The organism is Saccharopolyspora spinosa NRRL 18395 (assembly GCF_000194155.1).
Classification (GTDB): domain Bacteria; phylum Actinomycetota; class Actinomycetes; order Mycobacteriales; family Pseudonocardiaceae; genus Saccharopolyspora; species Saccharopolyspora spinosa.
The window spans coordinates 1,331,281-1,352,126 of the sequence record NZ_GL877879.1 but is presented as its reverse complement, the minus strand read 5'-3'; the positions used below and the strand labels follow the sequence as shown (position 1 = coordinate 1,352,126).

Here is a 20,846-nt window from a genome sequence, read left to right as displayed (position 1 = left end):
AAGGACATGTCCGAGACCACGTTGTTGCTCGGCGGGCGGATCCACTCGCCCGCCGACGCCGGTGCCACCGCGATGGCCGTGACCGATGGCACCATCGCGTGGGTCGGCACCGACGAGGCCGGCCGTGCGCTGCATCCCGACGCCGAGGTCATCGACCTCGAAGGCGCGTTCGTGGCGCCTGCCTTCGTCGACGCGCACGTGCACGCGACCTCGACCGGCCTGCTGCTCAACGGCCTCGACCTGACCGGATGCGCGTCGCTGACGGAATTCCTGCACGCGCTTCGGGATCACGTGGCGAAGTACCCGGGCACGCTGGTGTGGGGCCACGGGTGGGACGAGACGTGGTGGCCGGAGCGGCGGCCCCCGACCCGCGACGAGATCGACGGCGCCGCGGACGGCGCGCCGGTGTACCTGTCCAGGATCGATGTGCATTCCGCGCTGGTGTCCACGGCGCTGGTGGACCGGGCGCCGCTGACCCGCGGGGCCGAAGGCTGGAGCGAGCAAGGACCGCTGACACGCGTCGCGCACCACCACGTCCGCCGCGCCGCACGAGAAGCCCTCGGTGCCGCGCAGCGCCAGGAAGCGCAGCTGGCCTTCCTGCGGCACGCGGCCTCGCGGGGCGTGGCGTGCGTGCACGAATGCGGCGGGCCGGACATCTCCGGGGCGGATGACCTGGCGGACCTGCTGGCGCTCGCGGCGCAGGGTGGCGTGCCGGAGGTCGTCGGCTACTGGGGCGAACTGGGCGCGGTAGACCGGGCCCGCGAGCTCGGTGTCCGCGGCCTAGCCGGTGATCTCTTCGTCGACGGTGCGGTCGGTTCGCGCACCGCAGCGCTGCGCGAGCCCTACTCGGACGACCGGACCACGGCGGGCGTGCTCTACCTCGACGCGCACGCGGTGGCCGAGCACCTGGTTGAGTGCACGCGCGCCGGGATCCAGGCGGGATTCCACGTGATCGGCGATGCCGGAGTGGCTGAGGTCTGCGACGGCTTCCGCAAGGCCGCCGAGATCGTGGGTGTTCCGGCGCTGGCGAGCCTGCACCACCGGCTCGAGCACCTGGAGATGGTTGACGAGCACCAGGCCGCTGAACTGGGCAGGTTCGGCGCGGTGGCGTCGGTCCAGCCGTCCTTCGACGCCGCCTGGGGCGGTTCCCACGACATGTACGCGCGGCGCCTGGGCGTCGGGCGCGGCACCCGGCTCAACCCGTTCTCGAAGCTCGCCGCCAACGGCGTGCTGCTGGCGTTCGGTTCGGACGCACCAGTCACGCAGGTCGACCCGTGGCGCGCGGTGCAGGCCGCGGTGCACCACCGCACCGCCGGTTTCGGTATCTCACCGCGTGCCGCGTTCACGGCGCACACCCGGGGCGGTTGGCGAGCCGCCGGGGTCGACGACGGCGTCACCGGCACGTTGGTTCCCGGTGCGCCCGCGACCTACGCGGTGTGGGAAGCCAGGAATCTCGTTGTGGCGGCACCTGATTCGCGGGTGCAGCGGTGGTCCACCGACCCGCAGGCGGGCGTGCCGGGCCTTCCGGACCTCTCCCCGGACGCCCCGTTGCCGCGCTGCCTGCGCACCGTCCTGCGCGGGGAAGCCATCTACACCCGAGCCGCCGAGGACGACGAACTCGTCTAGCGGGCGAGAAGATCGCCTTCTCCGGCAGCCGAGGTGGGATCGGCCCGCCTGACCAGGCCCCGGACAGCCTTCGAGGGGCGCCGTGGGGGGCGCCCCTCGAAGGTTCGTCGCTGCGATCAGGCTGTGGGGGTCACACCGACGTCACTGCTGTCCCGAGATGACCCCGGCCCAGGCGGTCCAAGGCTATTCCTCGCCATCTTGCTGCTGCGGCTGCTGTTCCTGCTGCTGCGGCTCCTGCTGCTGCGGCTGCTGTTCCTGCTGCGGCTGCTGTTGCTGCTGCGGCTGCTGCGAATCAAAGGCAGGCAGGATCTGGAAGTCCGATTCGGCGGCGGGGCTCTCTTCGAGCCAGGTGTTGACATTGCCCGGCAGCTGGAAGGTGGGTTCCTCGTCGGCGCTGGCAATGCCCTGGGCGCCGAGAAGGAGGCCGGTCGACGCCGCAGCGGCGAGGACGAGCTTGGCAGTCGTACGCATTTGCTTCTCCCGTTTGTGAAGGGGTTGGTGCGACTGGGAATCTGCCGTGCCTGCGGCTTTCCGGCAGCGCCGGGGCCACCAATGTGTGTCACCCCTAGCCGACGTGCTTCGCGCCGTGATCGTCGGTGACCCGTTCGGACTGCCTACTTTGTCCCCCGGCCGCTGATCAGGGGAAGCCCCGGCTGCCCGGTGATCCGGGGGCCTGAAGAATGGGCGACCATCAGCTCGTCGCAGCCGCGTGCCGGAAACACCTGATGGCGTCGGGTGTGCCGCCCGGGCGGTACCACATCGGTCTCGTGTTGCACAATGGTTTCGGCGGCGCATGTCCGACCGCTGCGGTCTCCAGCCGATACCACCACTCTCGGGGTGAGAATTGTGCCCAGTCACGCCACGTCCGGCAACGACGTCGCGCTCCACCGGCCGGTCGAGGGCCGACGTGCTTGCCCGGTTCCGAGCGACCTGATCGCGGTGCGGGGCCCGTGGGGCACCCGGCGACCGAGGCGGCCGCTCGGCTCGACCGGCATCGTCACCGCCGACGTCGTCCGGGTCTGACCCGGCCCGGCTACCAGCCCAACCCGCGGAAGCGGCAGGACCGACCGGCTGCGTGGCCATTCCGGGGTCATGGCTGCTGGTGTCCGTTGCCGCCGTGCTCCGGGATCACGCGCGTCTGAGTGTGGAGGGCGCGGATGACGGTGTTCGCCGTGGCGACCAGCGGCACGGCCAGGACCGCACCGCCCACACTGGCGAGGGTGAAACCGGCCGTCACGCTGAGCACGACGGCCAGCGGGTGCAGCCGCACGGCGTGCCCGAGCAACAGCGGTTGCAGCACGTGCCCTTCCAGCTGCATCACGCAGACGACCACGGCCAGCAGGATCAGCGCGTTGACCACGCCGTTTGCGGCCAAGGCGACCAACACCGCCAGGCTGCCCGTGACGACCGCGCCGATGTAGGGCACGAAGGCGCCGAGGAAGATCAGCACGGCGAGCACGAAGGGCAGCGGCACGCCGAGCACGGTGGCGCCGATGCCGATCACGGCGGCATCGATGAACGCCACCGCCGCGGTCGCGCGAACGTAGGCGACGAGTGTGATGAACCCCTGCCGACCCGCGTTGTGCACGCGGAAGCGGATCGTGCGCGGCATCGTGACCCGCACCAGGAACGACCAGATCGAGTCGCCGTCGCGGAGGAAGAAGAACAGCGTGAACAGGCCGAGCAGCACGCCGGCGAGGAACCGCAGCAGGGTTCCGGTGGTCGCCAGCGCGGTCGTCGGCAGGCCGCCCCGGTCGATCCGCAGGGCTTCCGAAAGCTGTTGGAAGACCTGGTTGAGCTCCTGCTGGCTCAGGCTCAACGGCCCCCGGATCAGCCAGTCGTGGATCTGCTGGAAGCTGGCCACCAGTTGTTCGCTCAGCCCGGACAGTCCCGCCACGAGCGTGTTGATCACCACGGCAAGCACGGCGCCGAGCGCGGCGAGCCCGCCGACGAGCACTAGTGTGGTCGCCAGCGTGCGGTTCAACCCCCTGCGGACCAGCCAGTGCACCGCCGGGGACATCAGCGCCGCCAGCAGCGCCGCCACCGCCACCGACATCACTTCGCCGTAGAGCAGGTTGAAAGCCTGCCACAGTACCCAGAGAACGGCGACCAGCACCAGCAGCCGCCACCCCACGGCGGCGGCGACCCGCAGGCTGCGAGGTACCGCCCCTGCGACATCGCCCCGGCCGCCGGAATCGTCCACGTCCCGTGGTTGGCCCGCAACGCTGATCACCAAACGTTCCCGGTTCACGGGTTTGACCCGGCGCGAACCGGGGTATTAGCCGCGATGATCATCCAATGAGGACGGACGTCAGGCGGCGATCGCGAACACCAGCGCCCCGGTGCAGGCGGCGAGCATGCCGGTGCAGTTCAGGAACAGGTTCCGGCCGAAGTCGCGGGCGCGGATGTGCGATGCCAACGCGATCAGGAAGTAGCAGACGAGTGCCGCGCTGGTCAGGATCGCCAACGGGCGGAACCAGATGCCGATGACCAGCCCGGCGGCGGCCGCGAACTTCAGCAGCGGCAGAAGCCGCCAGTACCGCTCGGGGAAGCCCACGTCGACGAGGCACTGGCGGACGAACCCCACGGGCTTGATGCACAGCAGCGCATCGCCGAAGTGGATGAGGGCCAGCACGGCCAGTGGCCACCACGGTTCGATCATGTTCGCACCTCGTTCGGTCGGGTGATCCTTTTTCCCAACAGGACGAGGTAGCGCGCCGAGATGTGACAGGCCGCGTTTCAGGCCGGCGGCGTCTCCGATCGCCATTCCGCGAGGTGGTCGTGGAGGCCGCGCAGGGCGTCGTGCGAGCTGCGGTACGCCGCGTACAGGGGCGTGAGGCGGTCGGCGCCGGGGGAGGGGGTGAAAACCCGGTCCACCGCGACGGTGGTGGCGGCAGCGGTCTCGACGTCGGGGTAGGCACCTGCGGCGACGGCGCCCAGCATGGCCGCGCCGAGCACCGCACTGTCGTGCACCCGCAGCCGCTCGATGGGGCGTTGCATGACGTCCGCGTGGATCTGCGTCCACAGGTCGCTTCGCGCGCCGCCGCCGGAGAAGGTCAAGGACGGCAACGGGATTCCGCACGCCCGCTCCACCGGCTCAAGTACGTGCCGACCGGACATGGCCACGCCTTGCAGCACCGCCAGGGACATGTCGGCCGTCGACGTCGCCGAGCTCAGCCCGAAGAAGCTGCCGCGGACGTCGGAATCCCACAGCGGCGCGCGCTCGCCCATCAGGTGCGGGGTGAAGACCACTCCCGGCACACCGGTCGCCGCCGAGGCGAGCACCTCCTCGATGCTCAGCCCCGCGACCCCGCACCACCAGCGCAGCGCGTCGCCCGCGGCCTGCGTCGGCCCCGCGTGCACGAAGAGCCCGTTCCTCGGCGGGAACGTGACGACTTCCCCGACCGGCAACGACTCCCGCGATGCGCCCGCGACCACCAGCGACGTCCCGCACGACACCATGCCGCGACCGGCCTCGGTCGTCCGGGTGCCGAAGACCGCGCCGAACGCGTCCATCGTGCCCACCGACACCTCGGCGGAGCCGAGCGCGGCGTCCTTCACCCGTTCCACCGGCGCCTCGGGTTCGAGGATTTCCGGCAGCTTCTCGGCGAGCCCGTCGACGAGCCCGACGGCTTCCGGGAGGTATCCGGCGGAACCGGCGACGCGCACCCCGGAGAGCTGGTCCGTCGCCAACCGGCCGGTGAGCCTGGCGACCACGAAGTCCTTCGGGCTGAGCACCCACCGGGTGCGCGCCCACTGCGCCGGTTCGGTGCGGGCGAACCACTCCGCCCGCGCCCCGACGAACGACGCGTCGAGCACGATCGGCCCGCCCCAGATCCGGGTCTTCTCCGCCGGGGTGAACCGCGCGTCGAGCTCGCGGGCGACCTCGGCGCAGCGCTGGTCCTGCCAGATGATCGCCGGTGCCAGCGGCTCCAGCCGCTCGTCGACGAACACGTGGGTGTTCACCTGGCTGACCACGCCGACCGATCGCACTGCGCTCGCGGGGAGTCCGGCGAGCACGGCGCGGATGCCGGCCTCGCACCCGTGCCACCAGTCGAGCGGGTCCTGCTCGGCCCAGCCCGGCCGGGGCCGGGCGATCGGGTAGCCCGTCGTGTGCGCGGCGACCGGTTCCCCGTCCAGGCTGAAGGCGGCGACCTTGACGGCCGTCGTCCCGACGTCGATCCCCAACATCAGCTCTGGTGCGTGCATGAGCAAGAAGTACCAGGAGCTGCCGCGCGCCCGGAAACCGGCGTTCACCGTTCGGCGCGGACAAAACGCGATTTGAGGGTTGCCGACCAGCGATCGGGCAATTCGAAGGCATTATCTCAGAAAATCCTCAAAGGGTAGTTCAATGAGAAACTTCAAGGACCGATGCCAGGAAGGTTCGAGGAGGTCACCTGGTGGACGCCACCGCCATGACGCGCTACATCGAGGAGAACTTCGACGGGGTCCGAGCCGTCGAGAACTCCGGGGACAAGTTCTTCAGCTACGACCCGGACGGGGATCTCCCCGACGACCGCTGGTTCCCGTTCGCGACGATCGTGACCGGCGACAACTACGACTCGGTCTCTGATCTGAGCCGTCAGGGGGCCTACCGGATCAACATCGGGTTGACCAAGAGCGCCTACACCGAGCGGTTCGGTGCCGCGCCCACGCGCCGGGACGGGCGAGGCGTGCTCGACACGGGCTTCGACTACTCGGTGCGGGACCAGGTGGTGCCCCACCCGCACTACGCCTCCCAGCACTGGGTGTGCGTGGTGAACCCGGGCCCGGAAACCACCGACGCGGTTCGGGGAATGCTCGACGACGCCTACGACTTCGCGGTCCGCAAGCACGAGAACCAGCAGGCCCGGAAGGCCGAGTCCTGACCGGCGGTCCGGGTGCTGGGCAATGCCGCACCAGCACCCGGGCCTGCGGCAGGAGCGGTGTCAGCGGGCGGCAATTGCGCTACGCGCCGCCGGATTCGCCGTCGACCGCGGCGGCGGACCCGGTGAGGTGGAGCTTGCGCTGGACGCGTTGGTAGAAGGTGGTCCGGCCGAGCCGCACGACCCGGGCGGCGGCGGGCTCGACCGTGATGTCGAGAACGGTCCCGGCCGATCGGTGCGCGACGAGCTGGCCGTCGACCTCCACGCCGAGCTCGCTGCTCGCGGGCAGGATCCGCAGCGCAAGCCTCTCCCCGTGGGAAAGGAAGATCGCGCGGTTGAAGACCGAGTGCGGTGCCACCGGCGTGACCAGCAGCCCCTCGACCCTGGGGGAGATGATCGGGCCGCCCGCAGAGAAGCTGTAGGCGGTGGACCCGGTGGGGGTCGCGACGACGACGGCGTCCGCCGCGTAGCTGACGAACGGGTGCCCCTCGACCTGCACCTCGACCTCGGCCATGCCCTGGCCGGGCACCCGCACCAAGACTATGTCGTTGAACGCGACCACCTCATGGTCGGCGGTGGTGATGTGCAGCCCGGAGCGCGTCTCGACCGTGAAGCCGTCCTCGTCGATGGCGCACAGCGCCCGGTCCAGCTCGGGAACGTCGATCTCGGCCAGGAATCCCAGCCGCCCGAGGTTCACCCCGAGGACCGGGGTCTGGTGCTCGCAGCCGAGCCGCAGCGCCCGCAGCATGGTGCCGTCACCGCCGAGGCTGACGAGGAGGTTGGCGCGGCGGGCCAGCTGCGCGGGCGCGAGTGCGGTGATCGACTGGGCGTAGGCGGCGATCTCCGGCGGCGCGCCTAGTACCTCGATGCCCCTGGCCCGCGCCCAGTCCACGACCGTCTCGATCACGTCGGGGCGGTGCCGCCCGGGGTGCAGCACCAGCCCGACCGCCTTGATCAATCCCATGACCAGCCGCCCTTCGGTCCGGGTGAGGTCCGTGCCGGATCTCGCGTCCACTGTAGAGGTTGACGGGTCGGTAATCAGGTCCGGCGGAGCAGGCTGCCGACCGCGCCGAGATCTCCACCAGGTATTGAGATTTTCACGTTCTGGGGCTTGATCCACTGCGGGCGTGCCCCGATGCTGAACATGCGTCACCGGACCGGATGGTTTGCCTCCCGTTCTCCCGGCGGCGTCGGACATCCGGACTGCGGCGGTGCGATGATCGGAATCGTCCCGGCCCGCGACTCCGCGGGCGTTTCCTCGTCGATCTCGGGGCCCCGGTGCCGAGCCGGATGGCACGTCAAATCCGCAACGGCCAGATCGATCAACATCCCGAGCCGGCCGCTCGCCGCGCAGAACGAACGGAGATCCCTGATGACTTCGCAACTCGATCTCGGATCATCGATACCCGCGGCCCGTACCGCGGTCGGCCAGCGGACCGCCACCTCGCGCGTCGTGCACCTGGTGGGCTCGCTGCCCAAAGACCTCGCCCCCGATCAGCGGACCAGGATGCAGTGGGTGCTCGATCGCTCCGGCGGCGCCCGGTTGAGCGCGGTGCCGTGCGACGACGATCCGTCCTGGATCATCGAATACCTGCGCTCCCGGGCGCAGGTGCCCGCGTTCGAGGTGGTGCGGGACGGCGAGTGCGCCGACTACGCCGACATACCGGTCTACCGGGTGCGCCAGGGGCATCGGCTCACGATCGAGGACGTCTCGCTGGGCCGACCGGAGGAGGTCTACCGGGCGGTCACCACCTGGCGCGAGCTGGGCGGGCCCGCGGCGCTTCCGCCGGTGCAGGCCAGCGTGCCGTCGCCGTTGGACCTCGCGATGTTCACGCTGGGCGACCCGCCGCGGGTCTTGCGGCACTTCCCGGTGTTCGAGCGGATGATCGCCACCGAGGTGGCCGAGATCGCGCACCGCCACGGGCCGGGCGAAGTGGTGCTCCAACTGGAGTCCCCGGTGGTTCTCTACCTGCTGCACCGCGCGCCCCGGCCGGCGAGGTCGGCGATCGCGCACCTGCTGGCGCACCAGCTCGCGCGGGTGATCGTTTCGGCACCGCGCAGCGCGCGGTGGACGCTGCACCTCTGCTACGGCGACCTGGGGCACGTTTCCCTGTTCGGCCCGGAAGATCTCGGTCCGGCGGTGCTGGTGGCCAACGCATTGGCGGCGCACCTGCGCACCTACGGCCGCCGGATGCCGACCGTCCACATCCCGATGGCCCACGGTGATCAACCACCGCTGGTGGATGCCGCCGCCTACGCCCCGCTCCACGGGCTCGCGCGCGGCATCGGCGTGATCGCCGGATGCGTCGACGAGCGGCAACCCGAGCTGTCGGCGAAAGCGCTGTCGTTCGCCGAAACCGCGCTCGGACAACGGGTCGTCGGAGTCGCAGCGGCCTGCGGGCACGGTCGCCGCACCCCGACCGAGGCGGCGTTCAACATCGAGCTGGCCCGCCTCCTCGCCGGCAGCTGACGATCCGGGCGCCGCCCCGGGAACGTAGGGCCAGGTCGGCTGTCGCGGCCGACCTGGCCCGAAACATGTTGCCGGGCAACGTTTCCCCGGTCGGTCATTCATCGGTCAGCTCATCTCTGCTGCGCGGGTGGCATTCGGGGCAGCGGTTCCGCGCGCGTCCCGCCCCGCACGCGAGGAATCCCGCGATCACCGCGAACACCAGCACCGGTAACACCTGCACCAGCAGCGGCGTGTTCGCGACGGCGCTGAGCAACGCGGAGATCGTGCCGATGTTCCCGGTGAACGTCAGGGCGACCGCCACGTTCCGCCTCCCGGGCACCCGCTCGTCGTGGCTTCGGTCGTGTCGGTGCATCTTCGCCCCTTTTCCGTGTGCAGCGCCGGGACTGGCCGACGCTGTCCGAGTGCGTTCACGGAAACGGCGAAGCGTCAGGCCAGCGCGGACAACTCCTTCGCTGCCACGGCGAAGCGGTTGCAGTCCTCGCACAGCTCGACGGCGCACCACTGCGGGATCAGGCCCTGCGCGACCAGGTCGGCGAGCCCGGCGCGGAGGGCCGCGTCGGGGGCGACGGGTTGGCGCCGGAGGGCGGCGACCAAGACGGCGACGACCCGCGCGTCGAATTCCGCGGAATCGTCGGCGACTTGCTCGGGGTCGTGCGCGGGCAGGTTCGCCGCGTCGCCGCACTCCGGGGTGGCGATCGGCTTGTCGGTGCGCCGCGGCCTGCGGCCCATCGGCCGCTCGATGTAGCGCTCCCACCAGGTCACCTTCTCCGGTTCCGCCGGGGTGCCCGCGTTGACGCGGGTGCCGGATCGGCAGTGCCGCTCGACGAGAGCGACACCGGCCGCGACTTGTGCGCGGTAGTGCTCCGCTGCGCCGCCGAACTCCGCGGCGCAGCGGGTGGCGAGCCGGCGCAGCAGTGCTTCCTGGCTATCCAGCGGGGCCATCACGCCCGCCTCGTCCGCGAGGTACTCCAGCAGGGCGCGGTGGAACTCGTCGGGTAGGCCGAGGGCCATCGCGGATTCCCGGATGCGGTCGACCCGGGCTTGCGCGCCGACCTCGGTCCGCCGCCGCCGGATCCAGTCGTGGGCCGCCTTCTTGCGCAGGTGCACGCGCGCGGCGCCCAGCGGGTTCACGAGCTCGCCAGCCCGGTCGGCCAGGTGCCGGTGGCACTCCACGAGCATGTCGACGAGGAAGTCGCGGCAGACGCAGTCGCCGTCGAGCAGGACCGTGTCGTTGCGCTGCCGGTTCCGGCTGGAAGTGCTGATCCGCAGGTCGCAGCGGGTGTCGGGCAGGGCCCGGTGGATCGCCGCGCGGCTCGCACGCGTCTCGTGCCAGATCACGTCGAGCAGCTCGGGCACGCCGACCGCCTGCTGCGACCGGTCGCCGGTGGGGCGAAGGCCTGGAAGCACTGTCGTCATAGCACGAAATTTTACGAGAGCACAAAAATGCTCGTCACGGTTTTTTTCGATAAAATCGCGAACCTACGATGTGCCGGTCGAATGGAGTCGAGGAGGGTGAATGGGCCTGCTGCCCGCCGAGGTGCCGGATATCCCGGAGGCCAGGTCCGAGATAGTCCCGGCGAGACTCGCGCGGAAGCTCGGGCCACTGTTCGGCGTGCCGTGGGAACGCGGCCCGTTCGGCCCGCAGACCTGGGTCTCCGACTACAACAAGATCACCTTGTCGGAGATCGCGCGCGGGGCACCGCTGCGGACCCGTGGCCGGGCCAAAGCACCGGTCGCGGACCCCGACACGTGGGCAATCGTCGACCGCATCGCGGTTACCGGCCCGGGTGGATCCCTGCCGAACGAGATCCCGAACGCCACGCTCAACCGGTTCGGACCCGACACGAAGGCGGCGGTCGTGCTGACCGCGACGAACCGGCTGCTGGTCCCGGTCGTCAACGCCGTTGAGTCCGCGATGGGGCTGTTCGTCGCGGCCGACGGGTCGGAGCTGCCGGTCCGGTCGCGCCTCGCCGCGTGGGCCGCGCTGGTCCTCGAGGCCTTCCGGACGCAACCTGCCCTGGTTGCCGCGGCGATCCGGGCCCGAACCATCCAGCGCGAGCTGCTCGTCGACTGGTACCTGCCGCTCGCCGGGGCGTCCGCCGAGCTGCCGCTGACGCGTTGCGAAGTGGGCGGGCCGCACGCCGACGGCGGCGCGGGCACCTCGTCGCGGCCCCGCGACCTCCAACTGGCCGACCACACGGTCCGGCTGCTCGGATCGGATGTGCCGGGCGAGGTGGTGGACCGGTTCCTGCGCGAGCTGATGGCGATCGGAACCCAGCGGAGTTCCAGCCACCTCTGGCTCAGCGAGCGCCGCCCCGGCCAGCTCGTCGTGGAGGCGCTCGTCCCGCCCACCGAACAGGTCGACCGCTACGTCGAGCAGGTGGCGCACCTGCTCGACCGGGACTCGTCCCCAACGGGAGTGCTGCCGCGCATCCCGAAAGCGTCCGAGCTGGGCGAGCTTCCGGTGCTCGCGCGGCGGGCGGTGCTGATCGGTCTGCTCACTGTGCTGCGGCAGGTGCAGTTCGACGCCGAGGGGCGCGAGCAGACCAGGGGCGCGATCGTGCCGCTGCTCGCGGAGGTGGCGACGGTCGCGAGGGAGTGCCTGGGAGACGGCGATCCGTTGACGGTTCTCGCGCGGTGCCGCGCGGCCGACATGACCGTGCACACGCTGCGCCATGATCGCCGCAACGACCTGGCCGGAGCGGTCGAGGAGCTGATGGCGCAGGTCGAGCGGTGCATCGAGCTTGCCGAGGAAGGCGTCGTGGACCGGGGCGCCGCCGCCGAAGCGGTCTCATCGGCCAACGTCGAGATCAACATCGTGCGCCGGACCAACGCCGCCGATCCGGAAGCCAAGTTGCCGCCGCCCGCGGAACTGGACGACTGGCTGCGCCGCACCTGGGACGCCTACCAGCGCATCCTGCAGATCACCCCGGACTGGCCGACCGACCCGGATTCGCGGCTGGCCGTCGGGCACCACCTGCACAACTACGCGTCGTACCTGGCCTCCCACCCGGACGACGAGTCCGACCTGCTCGCCGCCGTCGAGCTCTTCGCCAACACCGTCATCCCCGCCCGCGAGCTGTACTGGAAGCGGACGCAAAGCTTCCTGCCGCTGCGCCAGTCGTTGCAGGTGGCGACCCGGGCGACGACGACGTTGAGCAGGCTCGCCGCCGAAGCCGGGCAGCCGGCGCAGGCCGCCCGCTGGGCGGAGTGCGGGCACGGCTGGATCTGCCAGGCGCTCGACGACCGGGAGACCGCCGCGCTGCTGGCCCGGCCGACCGAACCGGCGGCGCACTTCTGCTTGCTCGCCGTGCCCGCACTGCTTGCGGCCGTCGACGCCGGGGTGGCGGGACCAGACGAGGTCGAGCGGTCCGAGCGGTTGCTGGCGGTGGCCGAGGACTGGGTGCGGCGGGTGCTGGCGGTGGCCGAGGACTGGGTGCGGCGGGTCACCGGCGGCAGCGAGGCCAGCTACAGCCACTACCACCTGATGGCCGACCTCCGCCGCCGCCTCGACGCGATCTGGACCTAAAAGCTGTTGCCCGGCAATGGATTACTGGTGCAGCAGCTCGGGCCAGGGGCCCTTGTACCGCTCCAGCTGTCGGCGTGCCGCGTCCGGCGCGATGCCTGCGGCGTCGCCCAGCGAACGGTAGTTGTCCACCAAGCCGGTCTCGCCCCACTGCCGGTGCGGGCAGATTTCGTCCGCCGCAACGGGTTCCCGGGGCGTGGCCTGGGCCGACCGGTCCGCTTCCGGGCAGCACGGTTCGCGCAGGGGCCTCGCGGATCGCTCCACGAACTGCATCGGTGCCCGCGTCCCGTGCCGGGCGATGAGCTTGGCCTTGACGAGGACCTTGGCCGCGCCGTCGGTGCTGTCCTTCCTGGCCGCCGGCGTCAGTTCCGCCACCAGGTAGCGGGTGAGGGCTTTGACGGCGGGTGCCCGATCTGACCACAGTGGACTCAGTGCGTTCAGGGTGAAGTGGTGGACGCCGACCAGCGTGCACCCCTCGACGGCGGACGGGTCGGCGGCCGCGGCCAGCTCCGCGATCAGGTCCTCGAACTGGCCCCGGGTGATTCCCGCCGGTCGAGGTGGCCGGGCGGTCGCGAGCTCGTCGGCCTGCGCCAGGCGGCCGAGCCGATCGGTGGCCACCCGCAGCCTGCGCACCAGCACCGGCAAGTCCTTGGTCTTCGGGTATTCGCCGGGCTTGCTGCGCAGCCATGTCAGCAGCGGGTTCCGCGCGGCGGAATCCGCGTCCGCGAAGAGCTTCGCGACGAACCAGCCGGCCAGCTGCTCGACGTCGGAGAGCCGCTCGCCGTGGTCCGGTGCGCCGGATGACGGCTTCTGGTCGAGGTCGTCGACCGGCAACTGGTCCGGGCGTTCATCGAGGTGGAGCCGGTGGTTCAGCACGCGGTGCACGGCGTTGACGCGCTTGCCCGCCGCGCCGCCCCCGGGCGCGGCGCTCCCGAGGTGGACCGCGAACTGGTCGATTGCCACCGCCACATCGGATTCGTCGGGACCGCGCCGCATCCAGGAACCGGCCGGGCGCGTCATCGCCCTGTTCAGGATGCCCGCGAGCTCGGGCACGGACTTCGCCAGCTCGTCGAGCGGATCGTCCCCGGCCAGGCCACGGCGCTCCGCGATGGCGACGCGGTAGGCGGCGAGCCGGACCAGGAAGTCGGCGTTGCCGGTGACCGGGAGCGGATTGGCCGCGCTCGGGGTGGACAGCCCGGCCGCCCGGTACTCGGCCGTGAGCCGGGCGCCGCGCTCCAGCACGTCGAGGACGACGTCAGCCGCGTCGGCGTCGGAAACCGCCGGTTGCCCGGGGATTTCCACGAGCGCCTCGACGATCGCCGGTACCACCACGTTGAGCAGCAACTCCGGCTCGCCGACCGGGCGGGCCCCGGTCACCAGTCGCCGGATGCGCACGGTGCGGGCCAGCAGGGCGATGGTGCGGTCGTCATCGTCGGAGTCGACCCGGCCGACCCGGACCAGGACGTCGAGCGGGAGACCGGGGAACCGGCGGTAGCGACCGAATTTCGCCGCGGCGTTGCCGGTGTTGCGCTGCACACCGGAATGCCAGCGACCCCACGTCAGGCACGCCGCGACGAGTACGCCGCACTCGTCCGGCTTGACCGGCGCCTCGGCTTTCGCCAGCTTGGCAACCACTTTCCCCGCCCGCTCGACGACGACGTCCCGCAGCGCCCCCAGCGATCCGAGCTTGTGGACCAGCGCGTGCAGGTCGTCCGCGTAGATGCTGCCGAACAGCTCGTCCGCGGCCGCCGCCAGTTCGTCGCTTGAAGTCATGCCGGCCTCCGGCTCTCGGAGCGGAACCGCACGCCGACCGGATCGCCGGCGGCGACCAGCCGCGCGCGCAGGACACCGGAGGGATCCGGCTCGAACGTTTCCCAGTGCTGCGAGCCGTCGTCCGGGCCCGCCTGGAGCACGGCGTTCGCCGCAGCTCCGGCGGGCCGAACGGCCAGGTCGATTTCGACCGCACCCCCAGCCAGCGGTCGAATCGTCCACGTCACTTCGGGTGCCACCCCGACCGCGGCGGCGAGCTCGTCGGGCAACCGCCAGATCTCCTGCGCCGCAGGCGGATCCGGTTCCCGCTCGCCGGATTCCCCGGATCTGAAACGCAGTTCCGGGCCCCGCAGGGCATCGGCCCAGCCCGCCAGGTCCAGCCGCGTCCACAGCTCGCCCGCCCAGGCGCCCAGCGTGCCCCGGGGTGCTGGGACCGCCGGGTCCAGCGCCACCGCCCGGTACGGTGCCCAGGCCTCGGCGAGGCCGTCGACCTCGCCGAGGTCGAGTTCGAGCCAACCCCCTGGATCGCCCGCGGCTATCGCGTCGGCGACGGCCGCCGCCACGCGCGGGCCCAGCAATTCGGCCACGTCGTCCGGAATCCCGTTGTCGCGCAGCGCTACCGAGACGAACGTCGGCGGCCCATCCGGATCGGAGGTCACGAATCCGGCGACGAGACCGCTGCGCAACTGCACCTCCAGGGTCGGTTCCGCGGTCAGCAGCGTGACGGCGACCGTGCCGCGGTCCGGGAGGTGGTCGATCCGCAGGTGACCGTCCCAGGTGATGACGCCCATGAGCCTCCTCCGCGCTCACCGGATGTCCGCCGCACCGCGACGGCTCGCCATCCGGTCGTCCGGCCCCGGAAGGCCGATCCAGGCCCCACCCGAGGTCCGTGCCGGACCGATCGGAAGGAGAGCCGCCATGCTAGGTGGTTCTGACGACAACCCCTGACGGACGACCGGAACGGGCGGCGCCTTCGACCGCGGCGGACGCGCCCCCCGAGCGGTGGTCATCGTGCCGCGCGATGCCGGGCCCTCCCTCGTCCGTCAGTGCATGATCGCAAGCCCTCGCAGATGCGGATCGCAGATCATCGGAAGGCAGCCATGACCGACCCGACCCGCCGACGGTGGCGCATGGCTGTCACCGGGTGGCTGATCGTGCTCACGCTGCTGGTGGCCGACGCCTGCTCCTGGCCGGGCTCCGGGGAGCCGGGCGAGGAGGACGCCCACCTCGTTTCGTACTCCAAGGCCGCGTCCTGGCTGGCCGGGCTCGATCCGGCCGAGGCCGAGGAGCAGATCCGCGACTGGGCCAGGCTCGCGCTGGCGTCGTCGCTGGGCGTGGAACAGGACCGCATCGTCGATGCCCTGCACGACACGATGCCGCTGCGGGATCCGTTGTTCGACGGGCTCGTCGAGCAGCCCGTAGGTCCCGGCCGGTCGCTGTTCGACGGCCGCACGCTGCACCTGCTGGTGCCGGAGAACGACCCGCACCCGTCCCGCACCCTCGGTCGGCTCCTCGACCAGCACCGCGTCGATGCGGGCTCCGACCCGGTCGACGTGCAGGTGCACCGGTACCGGATGCGCCCGGAGAACCAGAAGGTTGAGCTGTACGCCCAACCCAAGACTCCCGCTGCGGAGTTCCGCGCGGCCAACGGCTACCGCGAGGCGCCGCTTGACCAGCAAGCGGACCTGGAAGGGTTCCTCGCGGACACCAATCACCTCTCGCGGCTGGAACTGCGGAACGGGCAGGTCTGGGCGGCCGGGTGGAACTGGCCGGACCTGCCCGATGGCAACGTCCGGCCGGAGGACGTTTCCGTGCTCCAGCGCGGCTACCGCCAGCATGGTGAACCGGGGCCGGGATTCTCCTTGGACCCCAAGCCGATTTCGAGCCCGGACGAGATCCGGGCCGCCATTCCAGACCTGGCACCCGAGCTCGTCGGCCGGGTCGCCAGCGGGAACTGGGATGCCGAGCTCACCGCCCTCATCGAGGGGCACCTGTTCCGCGGCGACCCGCCCGCCGATGCGCTGCGCGCCCGGGGCCTGCCTGCGGACCGGACCCAGTTGTGGGCGCTCCACAACCTGCTCAGCGGGCTCCCGGCGGTCAACGAGGCCCGCTACGAAGGCGAAACTGCCGGCACCGAGGTCGGCATGACCGCCTTCTACACCGACCTGGTGATGAAGGACTGGGTGGCCGGAGTGGGCGCGGGGGTTCCTTCCGGCGGAAGGGTTTCCGGGTTCGTGCCGAACCCGGAAGCCCCCACCCCAGCCGGGCTTTGCCCGCCGGCGGGGGAGCGGTCGCCGCCCGCGGAATCGGCGCGGCTGTGGCTGGGCCAGGCCGACGGCGCGTTCGACTACCGACCGGACGGCGTCGACATCGGCGCCCAGGCGACCCGGCTGTTCGTGCGCTCGCAGGGGCCCGGCGGGCAGGAGCTCGAAGCCACCTACCGCATGGGGCGCGCATCGGCCTGGTGGGATCGCCACTACGCGGACATCGCCGATTACGAATCCGAGTTCTGGCGCCTCGAGGAGCTGATGCGCTGGTCCGGGGCCCTCGAATGGCTCGCCGGGAGTGGGCAATCCCTGCCGCAGCTGCCGGACGACGAGATCAGGTCCGACCTGCGGTTCGCAGACTGGCACGAGCAGCACAGCGAGCTGCGCGAGCGCGCGCGCCCGGTCTCGGCGTCCCTGCCCGGACGGGCGGAGTCCGTGCTTACCGTTCCCTCGCCCGCGTTCTCCGACTGCGGTTTGTCCTATGTGTACGGTGGTGTCACGCTCGGCGATTCCCTGGCGCGGCATGGCGGTACACCCGCCGAAAACCCGCTCCCGCCCGGGATGCGGCGGGCCAAGCCGGTCGATCCCGCCGCCACCAACGTCGACCAGTCCACCGGAACGGCCCAGATCAGGCAGCTCGGCGACGCGGGGTCGCCGGAGGGCCTGACCCGGGGTGTCCGGCGCGGCCCGGATGGTGCGTCGGTGGTGACCGAAGGCGCGCCGCGCAGGGAGATCCCGTTCGGCGAGGCGCGATTCCGGGGCGAGGACGGACGCCTGGTCGAGATGGCGATGCGTTCCGGCGAGCACGGCATCTCCGCCGGTGTCCAGGCCCAGGGGCAGCCGTTCGGGACGGTGGCCGCGCTGCGCCCGGAGGCCAGCGGGGTGCGGCAGACCGACATCGTCGTGAATCTCGGTCTGCTCGGCCGGTTCCGGGATCTGGTCAAGCGGGATCGGCAGGACCCGGCGCACGGGTTGGAGAACGCGCCCGGCTTCCTCTACAGCTACCCCGAAGCGGGTGGGACTGGCTACCGCTTCGCCGATGGCTGGGTCCGGAAAACAATCGGTCAGGCGCCGAACCAGGCGGGCTTCGTCGCGGAGGTGGTGCCCGGCGAGTCCTACCTCAGCGTCCAGCGGCCCGCGCAGCTGCCAGGCATCGAGATGTCCAGGCTTCAGGAGATCTCGGAGCCGTTCACCACGACGTACGGCGAACTGCTCCGCCAGGTGCCCGCCACCGCCTCCGTCTACGTCCTGGCCGATCGGTCGACGCACCTGCCGCGGCCGATCGAGCGCAACGCTCGGGTGCGCGTCAGGATCGCGGAGCCGGTGGTGGTCCTCGGTCCGGGTGTCAGCCCGATCTCCGCGGAAGGGCAGGTCTGGTCGCTGCTCGACACGGGCACCGTCAGCGCCCTCGCCGCCCCCGACCAGGACATCGTGTTCGGTCGGCCGTTCGGTGGCGGGCCGGGCGGTGACTGGGGATCCGGGCCGTTCGGGGTTCCCCTGCCCGTCAGCCCCAGCAACCAGGTCGTGCTCGTGCAGCAGTGCCAGCCGAGCGACGGCCTGAATCCGCCGACGCGGGACGAGGAATGCGGCTCATGACCGGACCAGCGGAGTTCGCAGTGGACGCGGGGACGCCGCTGGCCGTGGCGCTCGGCGCGGCCTGGGAAGCGTTCGAACGGGAGGACGTGCCAGCGATGGACCGGTTGTACGGGCAGTCGGTTCGCCTCGCCTCCGGCAGTCCGGCGCTGGCCGCCGCGCTCGCCGCGGAGCACGTGAGCCGGCTCCGGGCCCTCGACGACAGCACGACCGCGTTGGCCCGTTGCGAGGAATACCTGGACAACGACGGGGAAAACCTCCAGCTGCGGCTGCTGCGCGCCGAGACACGCCTGGCGATGGGGGACAACTCCCGGATCGCCGCCGAACTCGACGAGATCGATCGGATCGCCGCCGGAGGGCACCTGCGGCGCGAGGACGAAGCCCACCTGGACCGGCTCCGGGGCCTCGCTGCCGCTCTGCGCGGGGATACCGGTCAAGCTCTGCGCCACCTCCGCGAGGTGCGGTTGGTATTCGCCGAGCTGGGAGACGAAGCCGCAGCGTCCAAAGTGGACCTTGACATCAGGGCGGTCGAAGGACGACGCGGCGACGCGTCGAAGGCGGTGCGCGGCGATGACGATTCGCCGCAGGCCAGGATGGTCCGGGCGGAAGAGCTGCGGATGGACGGGTGGTACGAGAAGGCCCTCGCCGAGCTGGCGCCGGCGCTCGCCGGGAAGCTGGATCCGGCCATCCGGTTCCAGTTCCTCTTCGCGAAGATCCGCCTGCTGCGCCTGTTGCACTCGACCCAGGCCGACGAGCTGCTGCCGGAGCTCTACGCGGCGGCAGAGCAGTCCCCGCAACCGGAGGAGAACCGCCTCGTCGCAGGGCGGCTGGATCCCAGCGCCGACAGCTTCAGCGTGGTGGGCATGGGTGGGCATCTGCTGCAAGCAGCCCGCGCCTACGCCGAAGCCGCGATGCGGCTCGCCGAGCCCGGACAACCCGACGAGGCCGAGCGGCGCGTCCTGGCCAAGCAGCGGGTCGACGAAGCGGAACGGCTCTTGCTCACCGAGCAAGCCCCACCCGAGACCACCGGTTGGCACGTCGCCGAATGGCACCTAGCCGCGGGCGAAATCGCCCTGGCGATCGCCAAGCTGGAACATGATCCGACCACCGCTGCGCAGGCGGTCCACCACCTGGAGGTGAGCGCAGCGACCGAGGATTCGCCGGTAGTCAACCGGATCACCGCACTGCGACGCCTCGGCGACGCCCACGAGCGGCTCCGCGAGCTGGGTGGCAGCGTCGACGGCCTGGCGAAAGCGGCGGAAGCCTGGGCCGAAGCGCACCGGCTCGAGGAGCACTTGGCGTCGCGGCAGGACGACGACGAGAACCGCATCCGGATGCTGCTGGCGAATCCGACGGAGTTCGACAAGCGGATCGAGGCGGCGGCCCGGGCGATCGAGCGCGGTGAGAAGCACGCGGCGGTCGCCGCCGTCGTCGCGATGGAAGCCGCCAGGGGTTCCGCGATCCTGCCGCGGATCCTGCCCGACGAGCAGCCGTTGGTGCGCGATCTGCCCGGACTCGGCGATCTCGCCGGCGCGCGGCGGTGGATTCGCCAGGCCGCGCGCGGTCTCCCGCGCAAGCAGCTGATCTGGATGCTGCACGCCACCCCGGACGGGGTCCACCACGCGTTCGTCTGGCGTAGGGGGCCATTCGGGGTGCACGTGCGGCACGCATCGGTGCGCGGCGCACCTGGCAGCACCAAGATCGACCTCGCGGAGGCGATCGGCGAACTGAAGGACTGCTGGGCGAACGGCGTCCGGCTCGAAGGGCGGCTGCGGAAGCCCAGGAACTCCGAGACGTGCCACTTCGATCAGAAGCTGCACGCGGTCGTACGCAGGTTGGGGATCGGTCGGCTCTGGAAGCTGCCCGGGCACATCGAGCGGATCGCTGTGGTCGCCGGGGGTGACCTCGCGGAGATCCCGTTCGCGCTGCTGCCCTGCCCGGGGCCGTCGGGCGAGCTGCTCGGCGGCAAGTACGCGCTGTCCGATCTCCCGTGCCTGTCCATCAGGCGACCGCTGCGCCGACGAGCCCGCGGGCAGCGGGGAACGTTGGGGGAGCAGATGTTGCTGGTGCAACCGGAAGCCGTGGCACCGGAGGCCGCCGGCGCCGCCGCCGACGAGGAGGAGGCGCTCGAGGCTGCCACGGAGGTGGTCGGCCGCAAGGTGCTGAGCAGGGCCGCGGCTACCCCCGCAGCCTTGCGCGAGGAGTTGGCGTCCGGGCAGTTCCGCCTGGTCCGCGTCGACGGGCACGGTGAGTTCCAGCCGGCTTCCGCCCCGGAATCGATCCTCTTCCTCGCGCCGAAGGGGGAATCCGGGCACCTGAGCGCACGCGAGTTCCAGGAGATGAACCTGCGCCGCACCGGCACGCTGATGCTGGGCTCGTGCGAATCCGGGATGGCCGAACGCATCGGCCGCGACGAGCGCACCGGTTTCGTCCGCGCCGCGTTCCTGGCCGGAGCTTCGTCGGTGGTGGCCGCCCGGTGGGACGCGCTCGACGTCGTCGCCGCCCGGGTGCTGGACGGCTTCGAGAAGAACCTGCGCCGCCACCCGCGCGACGTCGCGCTTTTCCGGGCGCTGCGCGAGGAACACGTGCAGCACCACGCGGACGGCCATCCGGCGCGCTGGGCGTTGTGGACGCTCTACGGCGACGTCGGGCACCAGAACTTCTGGTACGAGCCGCTTTCCCGGTGGTGGGGTGCGGTGCGTCGACGCTCCGGGGGAAGGGATGCGTGA

General features: G+C 71.4%; 16 protein-coding genes. 7 read left to right on the top strand and 9 right to left on the bottom strand.

Going from position 1 to position 20,846, the window contains the following annotated elements:
* Window positions 1-6 precede the first annotated feature (6 nt).
* Window positions 7-1,626 (top strand): amidohydrolase, encoded by a 1,620-nt coding sequence (locus tag SSPN_RS0125290; protein ID WP_029535708.1) that lies wholly within the window; start codon window positions 7-9, stop codon window positions 1,624-1,626.
* A gap of 183 nt (window positions 1,627-1,809) precedes the next feature.
* Here SSPN_RS0125290 and SSPN_RS57830 read toward each other — a convergent pair whose 3' ends face one another.
* Window positions 1,810-2,097: a hypothetical protein gene (locus SSPN_RS57830; RefSeq protein ID WP_010310480.1), complete on the bottom strand. Its 288-nt coding sequence runs from the start codon at window positions 2,095-2,097 to the stop codon at window positions 1,810-1,812.
* 375 nt (window positions 2,098-2,472) lie between these two features.
* Here SSPN_RS57830 and SSPN_RS57030 point away from each other — a divergent pair, with 375 nt between their 5' ends.
* Window positions 2,473-2,649 (top strand): hypothetical protein, encoded by a 177-nt coding sequence (locus SSPN_RS57030; RefSeq protein WP_010310478.1) that lies wholly within the window; start codon window positions 2,473-2,475, stop codon window positions 2,647-2,649.
* 67 nt (window positions 2,650-2,716) lie between these two features.
* Here the strand turns inward: SSPN_RS57030 and SSPN_RS45730 are convergent, their stop codons facing one another.
* From SSPN_RS45730 to SSPN_RS0125265, 3 genes are all read right to left on the bottom strand, one after another.
* The gene (locus SSPN_RS45730) at window positions 2,717-3,859 is read right to left on the bottom strand and encodes an AI-2E family transporter (RefSeq protein WP_158309644.1); all 1,143 of its coding nucleotides are present in this window, start codon (window positions 3,857-3,859) and stop codon (window positions 2,717-2,719) included.
* 78 nt (window positions 3,860-3,937) lie between these two features.
* Window positions 3,938-4,288 carry a DoxX family protein gene (locus SSPN_RS0125270; RefSeq protein WP_010310475.1) on the bottom strand — a complete coding sequence of 117 codons (351 nt, stop codon included), beginning with the start codon at window positions 4,286-4,288 and terminating at the stop codon, window positions 3,938-3,940.
* Window positions 4,289-4,365: 77 nt separating this feature from the next.
* Window positions 4,366-5,883: a xylulokinase gene (locus SSPN_RS0125265; protein ID WP_010310473.1), complete on the bottom strand. Its 1,518-nt coding sequence runs from the start codon at window positions 5,881-5,883 to the stop codon at window positions 4,366-4,368.
* Window positions 5,884-6,026: 143 nt separating this feature from the next.
* Here SSPN_RS0125265 and SSPN_RS0125260 point away from each other — a divergent pair, with 143 nt between their 5' ends.
* The gene (locus tag SSPN_RS0125260; protein WP_010310471.1) at window positions 6,027-6,494 is read left to right on the top strand and encodes a DUF6194 family protein; all 468 of its coding nucleotides are present in this window, start codon (window positions 6,027-6,029) and stop codon (window positions 6,492-6,494) included.
* 79 nt (window positions 6,495-6,573) lie between these two features.
* Here SSPN_RS0125260 and SSPN_RS0125255 read toward each other — a convergent pair whose 3' ends face one another.
* Window positions 6,574-7,455 carry an NAD(+)/NADH kinase gene (locus SSPN_RS0125255; protein WP_101377414.1) on the bottom strand — a complete coding sequence of 294 codons (882 nt, stop codon included), beginning with the start codon at window positions 7,453-7,455 and terminating at the stop codon, window positions 6,574-6,576.
* Between the two features lie 408 nt (window positions 7,456-7,863).
* On the opposite strand from SSPN_RS0125255, the gene SSPN_RS0125250 reads away from it, so the two are divergent.
* On the top strand, window positions 7,864-8,961 hold the full coding sequence (locus SSPN_RS0125250) for a hypothetical protein (RefSeq protein WP_143539726.1): 1,098 nt from the start codon (window positions 7,864-7,866) through the stop codon (window positions 8,959-8,961).
* Between the two features lie 94 nt (window positions 8,962-9,055).
* Here the strand turns inward: SSPN_RS0125250 and SSPN_RS0125245 are convergent, their stop codons facing one another.
* Complete coding sequence (locus SSPN_RS0125245; RefSeq protein WP_010310466.1) at window positions 9,056-9,313, bottom strand: hypothetical protein; 258 nt, start codon at window positions 9,311-9,313, stop codon at window positions 9,056-9,058.
* A 74-nt stretch (window positions 9,314-9,387) separates the two neighbouring features.
* The gene (locus tag SSPN_RS0125240) at window positions 9,388-10,377 is read right to left on the bottom strand and encodes a hypothetical protein (protein WP_029535706.1); all 990 of its coding nucleotides are present in this window, start codon (window positions 10,375-10,377) and stop codon (window positions 9,388-9,390) included.
* Window positions 10,378-10,477: 100 nt separating this feature from the next.
* On the opposite strand from SSPN_RS0125240, the gene SSPN_RS45725 reads away from it, so the two are divergent.
* The gene (locus SSPN_RS45725) at window positions 10,478-12,490 is read left to right on the top strand and encodes a hypothetical protein (RefSeq protein ID WP_010310464.1); all 2,013 of its coding nucleotides are present in this window, start codon (window positions 10,478-10,480) and stop codon (window positions 12,488-12,490) included.
* Between the two features lie 21 nt (window positions 12,491-12,511).
* On the opposite strand, the gene SSPN_RS0125230 is transcribed toward SSPN_RS45725, so the two are convergent.
* Window positions 12,512-14,260, bottom strand: coding sequence for a hypothetical protein (locus SSPN_RS0125230; protein WP_010310462.1), 1,749 nt, complete (start codon window positions 14,258-14,260; stop codon window positions 12,512-12,514).
* The gene (locus SSPN_RS57025; RefSeq protein ID WP_010310461.1) at window positions 14,257-15,048 is read right to left on the bottom strand and encodes a hypothetical protein; all 792 of its coding nucleotides are present in this window, start codon (window positions 15,046-15,048) and stop codon (window positions 14,257-14,259) included. Before SSPN_RS57025 ends, SSPN_RS0125230 begins: the two co-directional genes overlap by 4 nt.
* A 339-nt stretch (window positions 15,049-15,387) precedes the next feature.
* Here SSPN_RS57025 and SSPN_RS0125220 point away from each other — a divergent pair, with 339 nt between their 5' ends.
* Window positions 15,388-18,120: a hypothetical protein gene (locus SSPN_RS0125220; protein ID WP_148272036.1), complete on the top strand. Its 2,733-nt coding sequence runs from the start codon at window positions 15,388-15,390 to the stop codon at window positions 18,118-18,120.
* The gene (locus SSPN_RS0125215; RefSeq protein WP_029535704.1) at window positions 18,117-20,846 is read left to right on the top strand and encodes a CHAT domain-containing protein; all 2,730 of its coding nucleotides are present in this window, start codon (window positions 18,117-18,119) and stop codon (window positions 20,844-20,846) included. Before SSPN_RS0125220 ends, SSPN_RS0125215 begins: the two co-directional genes overlap by 4 nt.

Coding starts and splice junctions, on each gene's coding strand:
- SSPN_RS0125290 (WP_029535708.1), top strand. CDS start 7: ATGTCCGAGACCACGTTGTTGCTCGGCGGGCGGATCCACTCGCCCGCC.
- SSPN_RS0125230 (WP_010310462.1), bottom strand. CDS start 14,260: ATGACTTCAAGCGACGAACTGGCGGCGGCCGCGGACGAGCTGTTCGGC.
- SSPN_RS0125245 (WP_010310466.1), bottom strand. CDS start 9,313: ATGCACCGACACGACCGAAGCCACGACGAGCGGGTGCCCGGGAGGCGG.
- SSPN_RS0125220 (WP_148272036.1), top strand. CDS start 15,388: ATGGCTGTCACCGGGTGGCTGATCGTGCTCACGCTGCTGGTGGCCGAC.
- SSPN_RS57025 (WP_010310461.1), bottom strand. CDS start 15,048: ATGGGCGTCATCACCTGGGACGGTCACCTGCGGATCGACCACCTCCCG.
- SSPN_RS0125255 (WP_101377414.1), bottom strand. CDS start 7,455: ATGGGATTGATCAAGGCGGTCGGGCTGGTGCTGCACCCCGGGCGGCAC.
- SSPN_RS0125250 (WP_143539726.1), top strand. CDS start 7,864: ATGACTTCGCAACTCGATCTCGGATCATCGATACCCGCGGCCCGTACC.
- SSPN_RS45725 (WP_010310464.1), top strand. CDS start 10,478: ATGGGCCTGCTGCCCGCCGAGGTGCCGGATATCCCGGAGGCCAGGTCC.
- SSPN_RS57830 (WP_010310480.1), bottom strand. CDS start 2,097: ATGCGTACGACTGCCAAGCTCGTCCTCGCCGCTGCGGCGTCGACCGGC.
- SSPN_RS0125215 (WP_029535704.1), top strand. CDS start 18,117: ATGACCGGACCAGCGGAGTTCGCAGTGGACGCGGGGACGCCGCTGGCC.
- SSPN_RS0125270 (WP_010310475.1), bottom strand. CDS start 4,288: ATGATCGAACCGTGGTGGCCACTGGCCGTGCTGGCCCTCATCCACTTC.
- SSPN_RS0125240 (WP_029535706.1), bottom strand. CDS start 10,377: ATGACGACAGTGCTTCCAGGCCTTCGCCCCACCGGCGACCGGTCGCAG.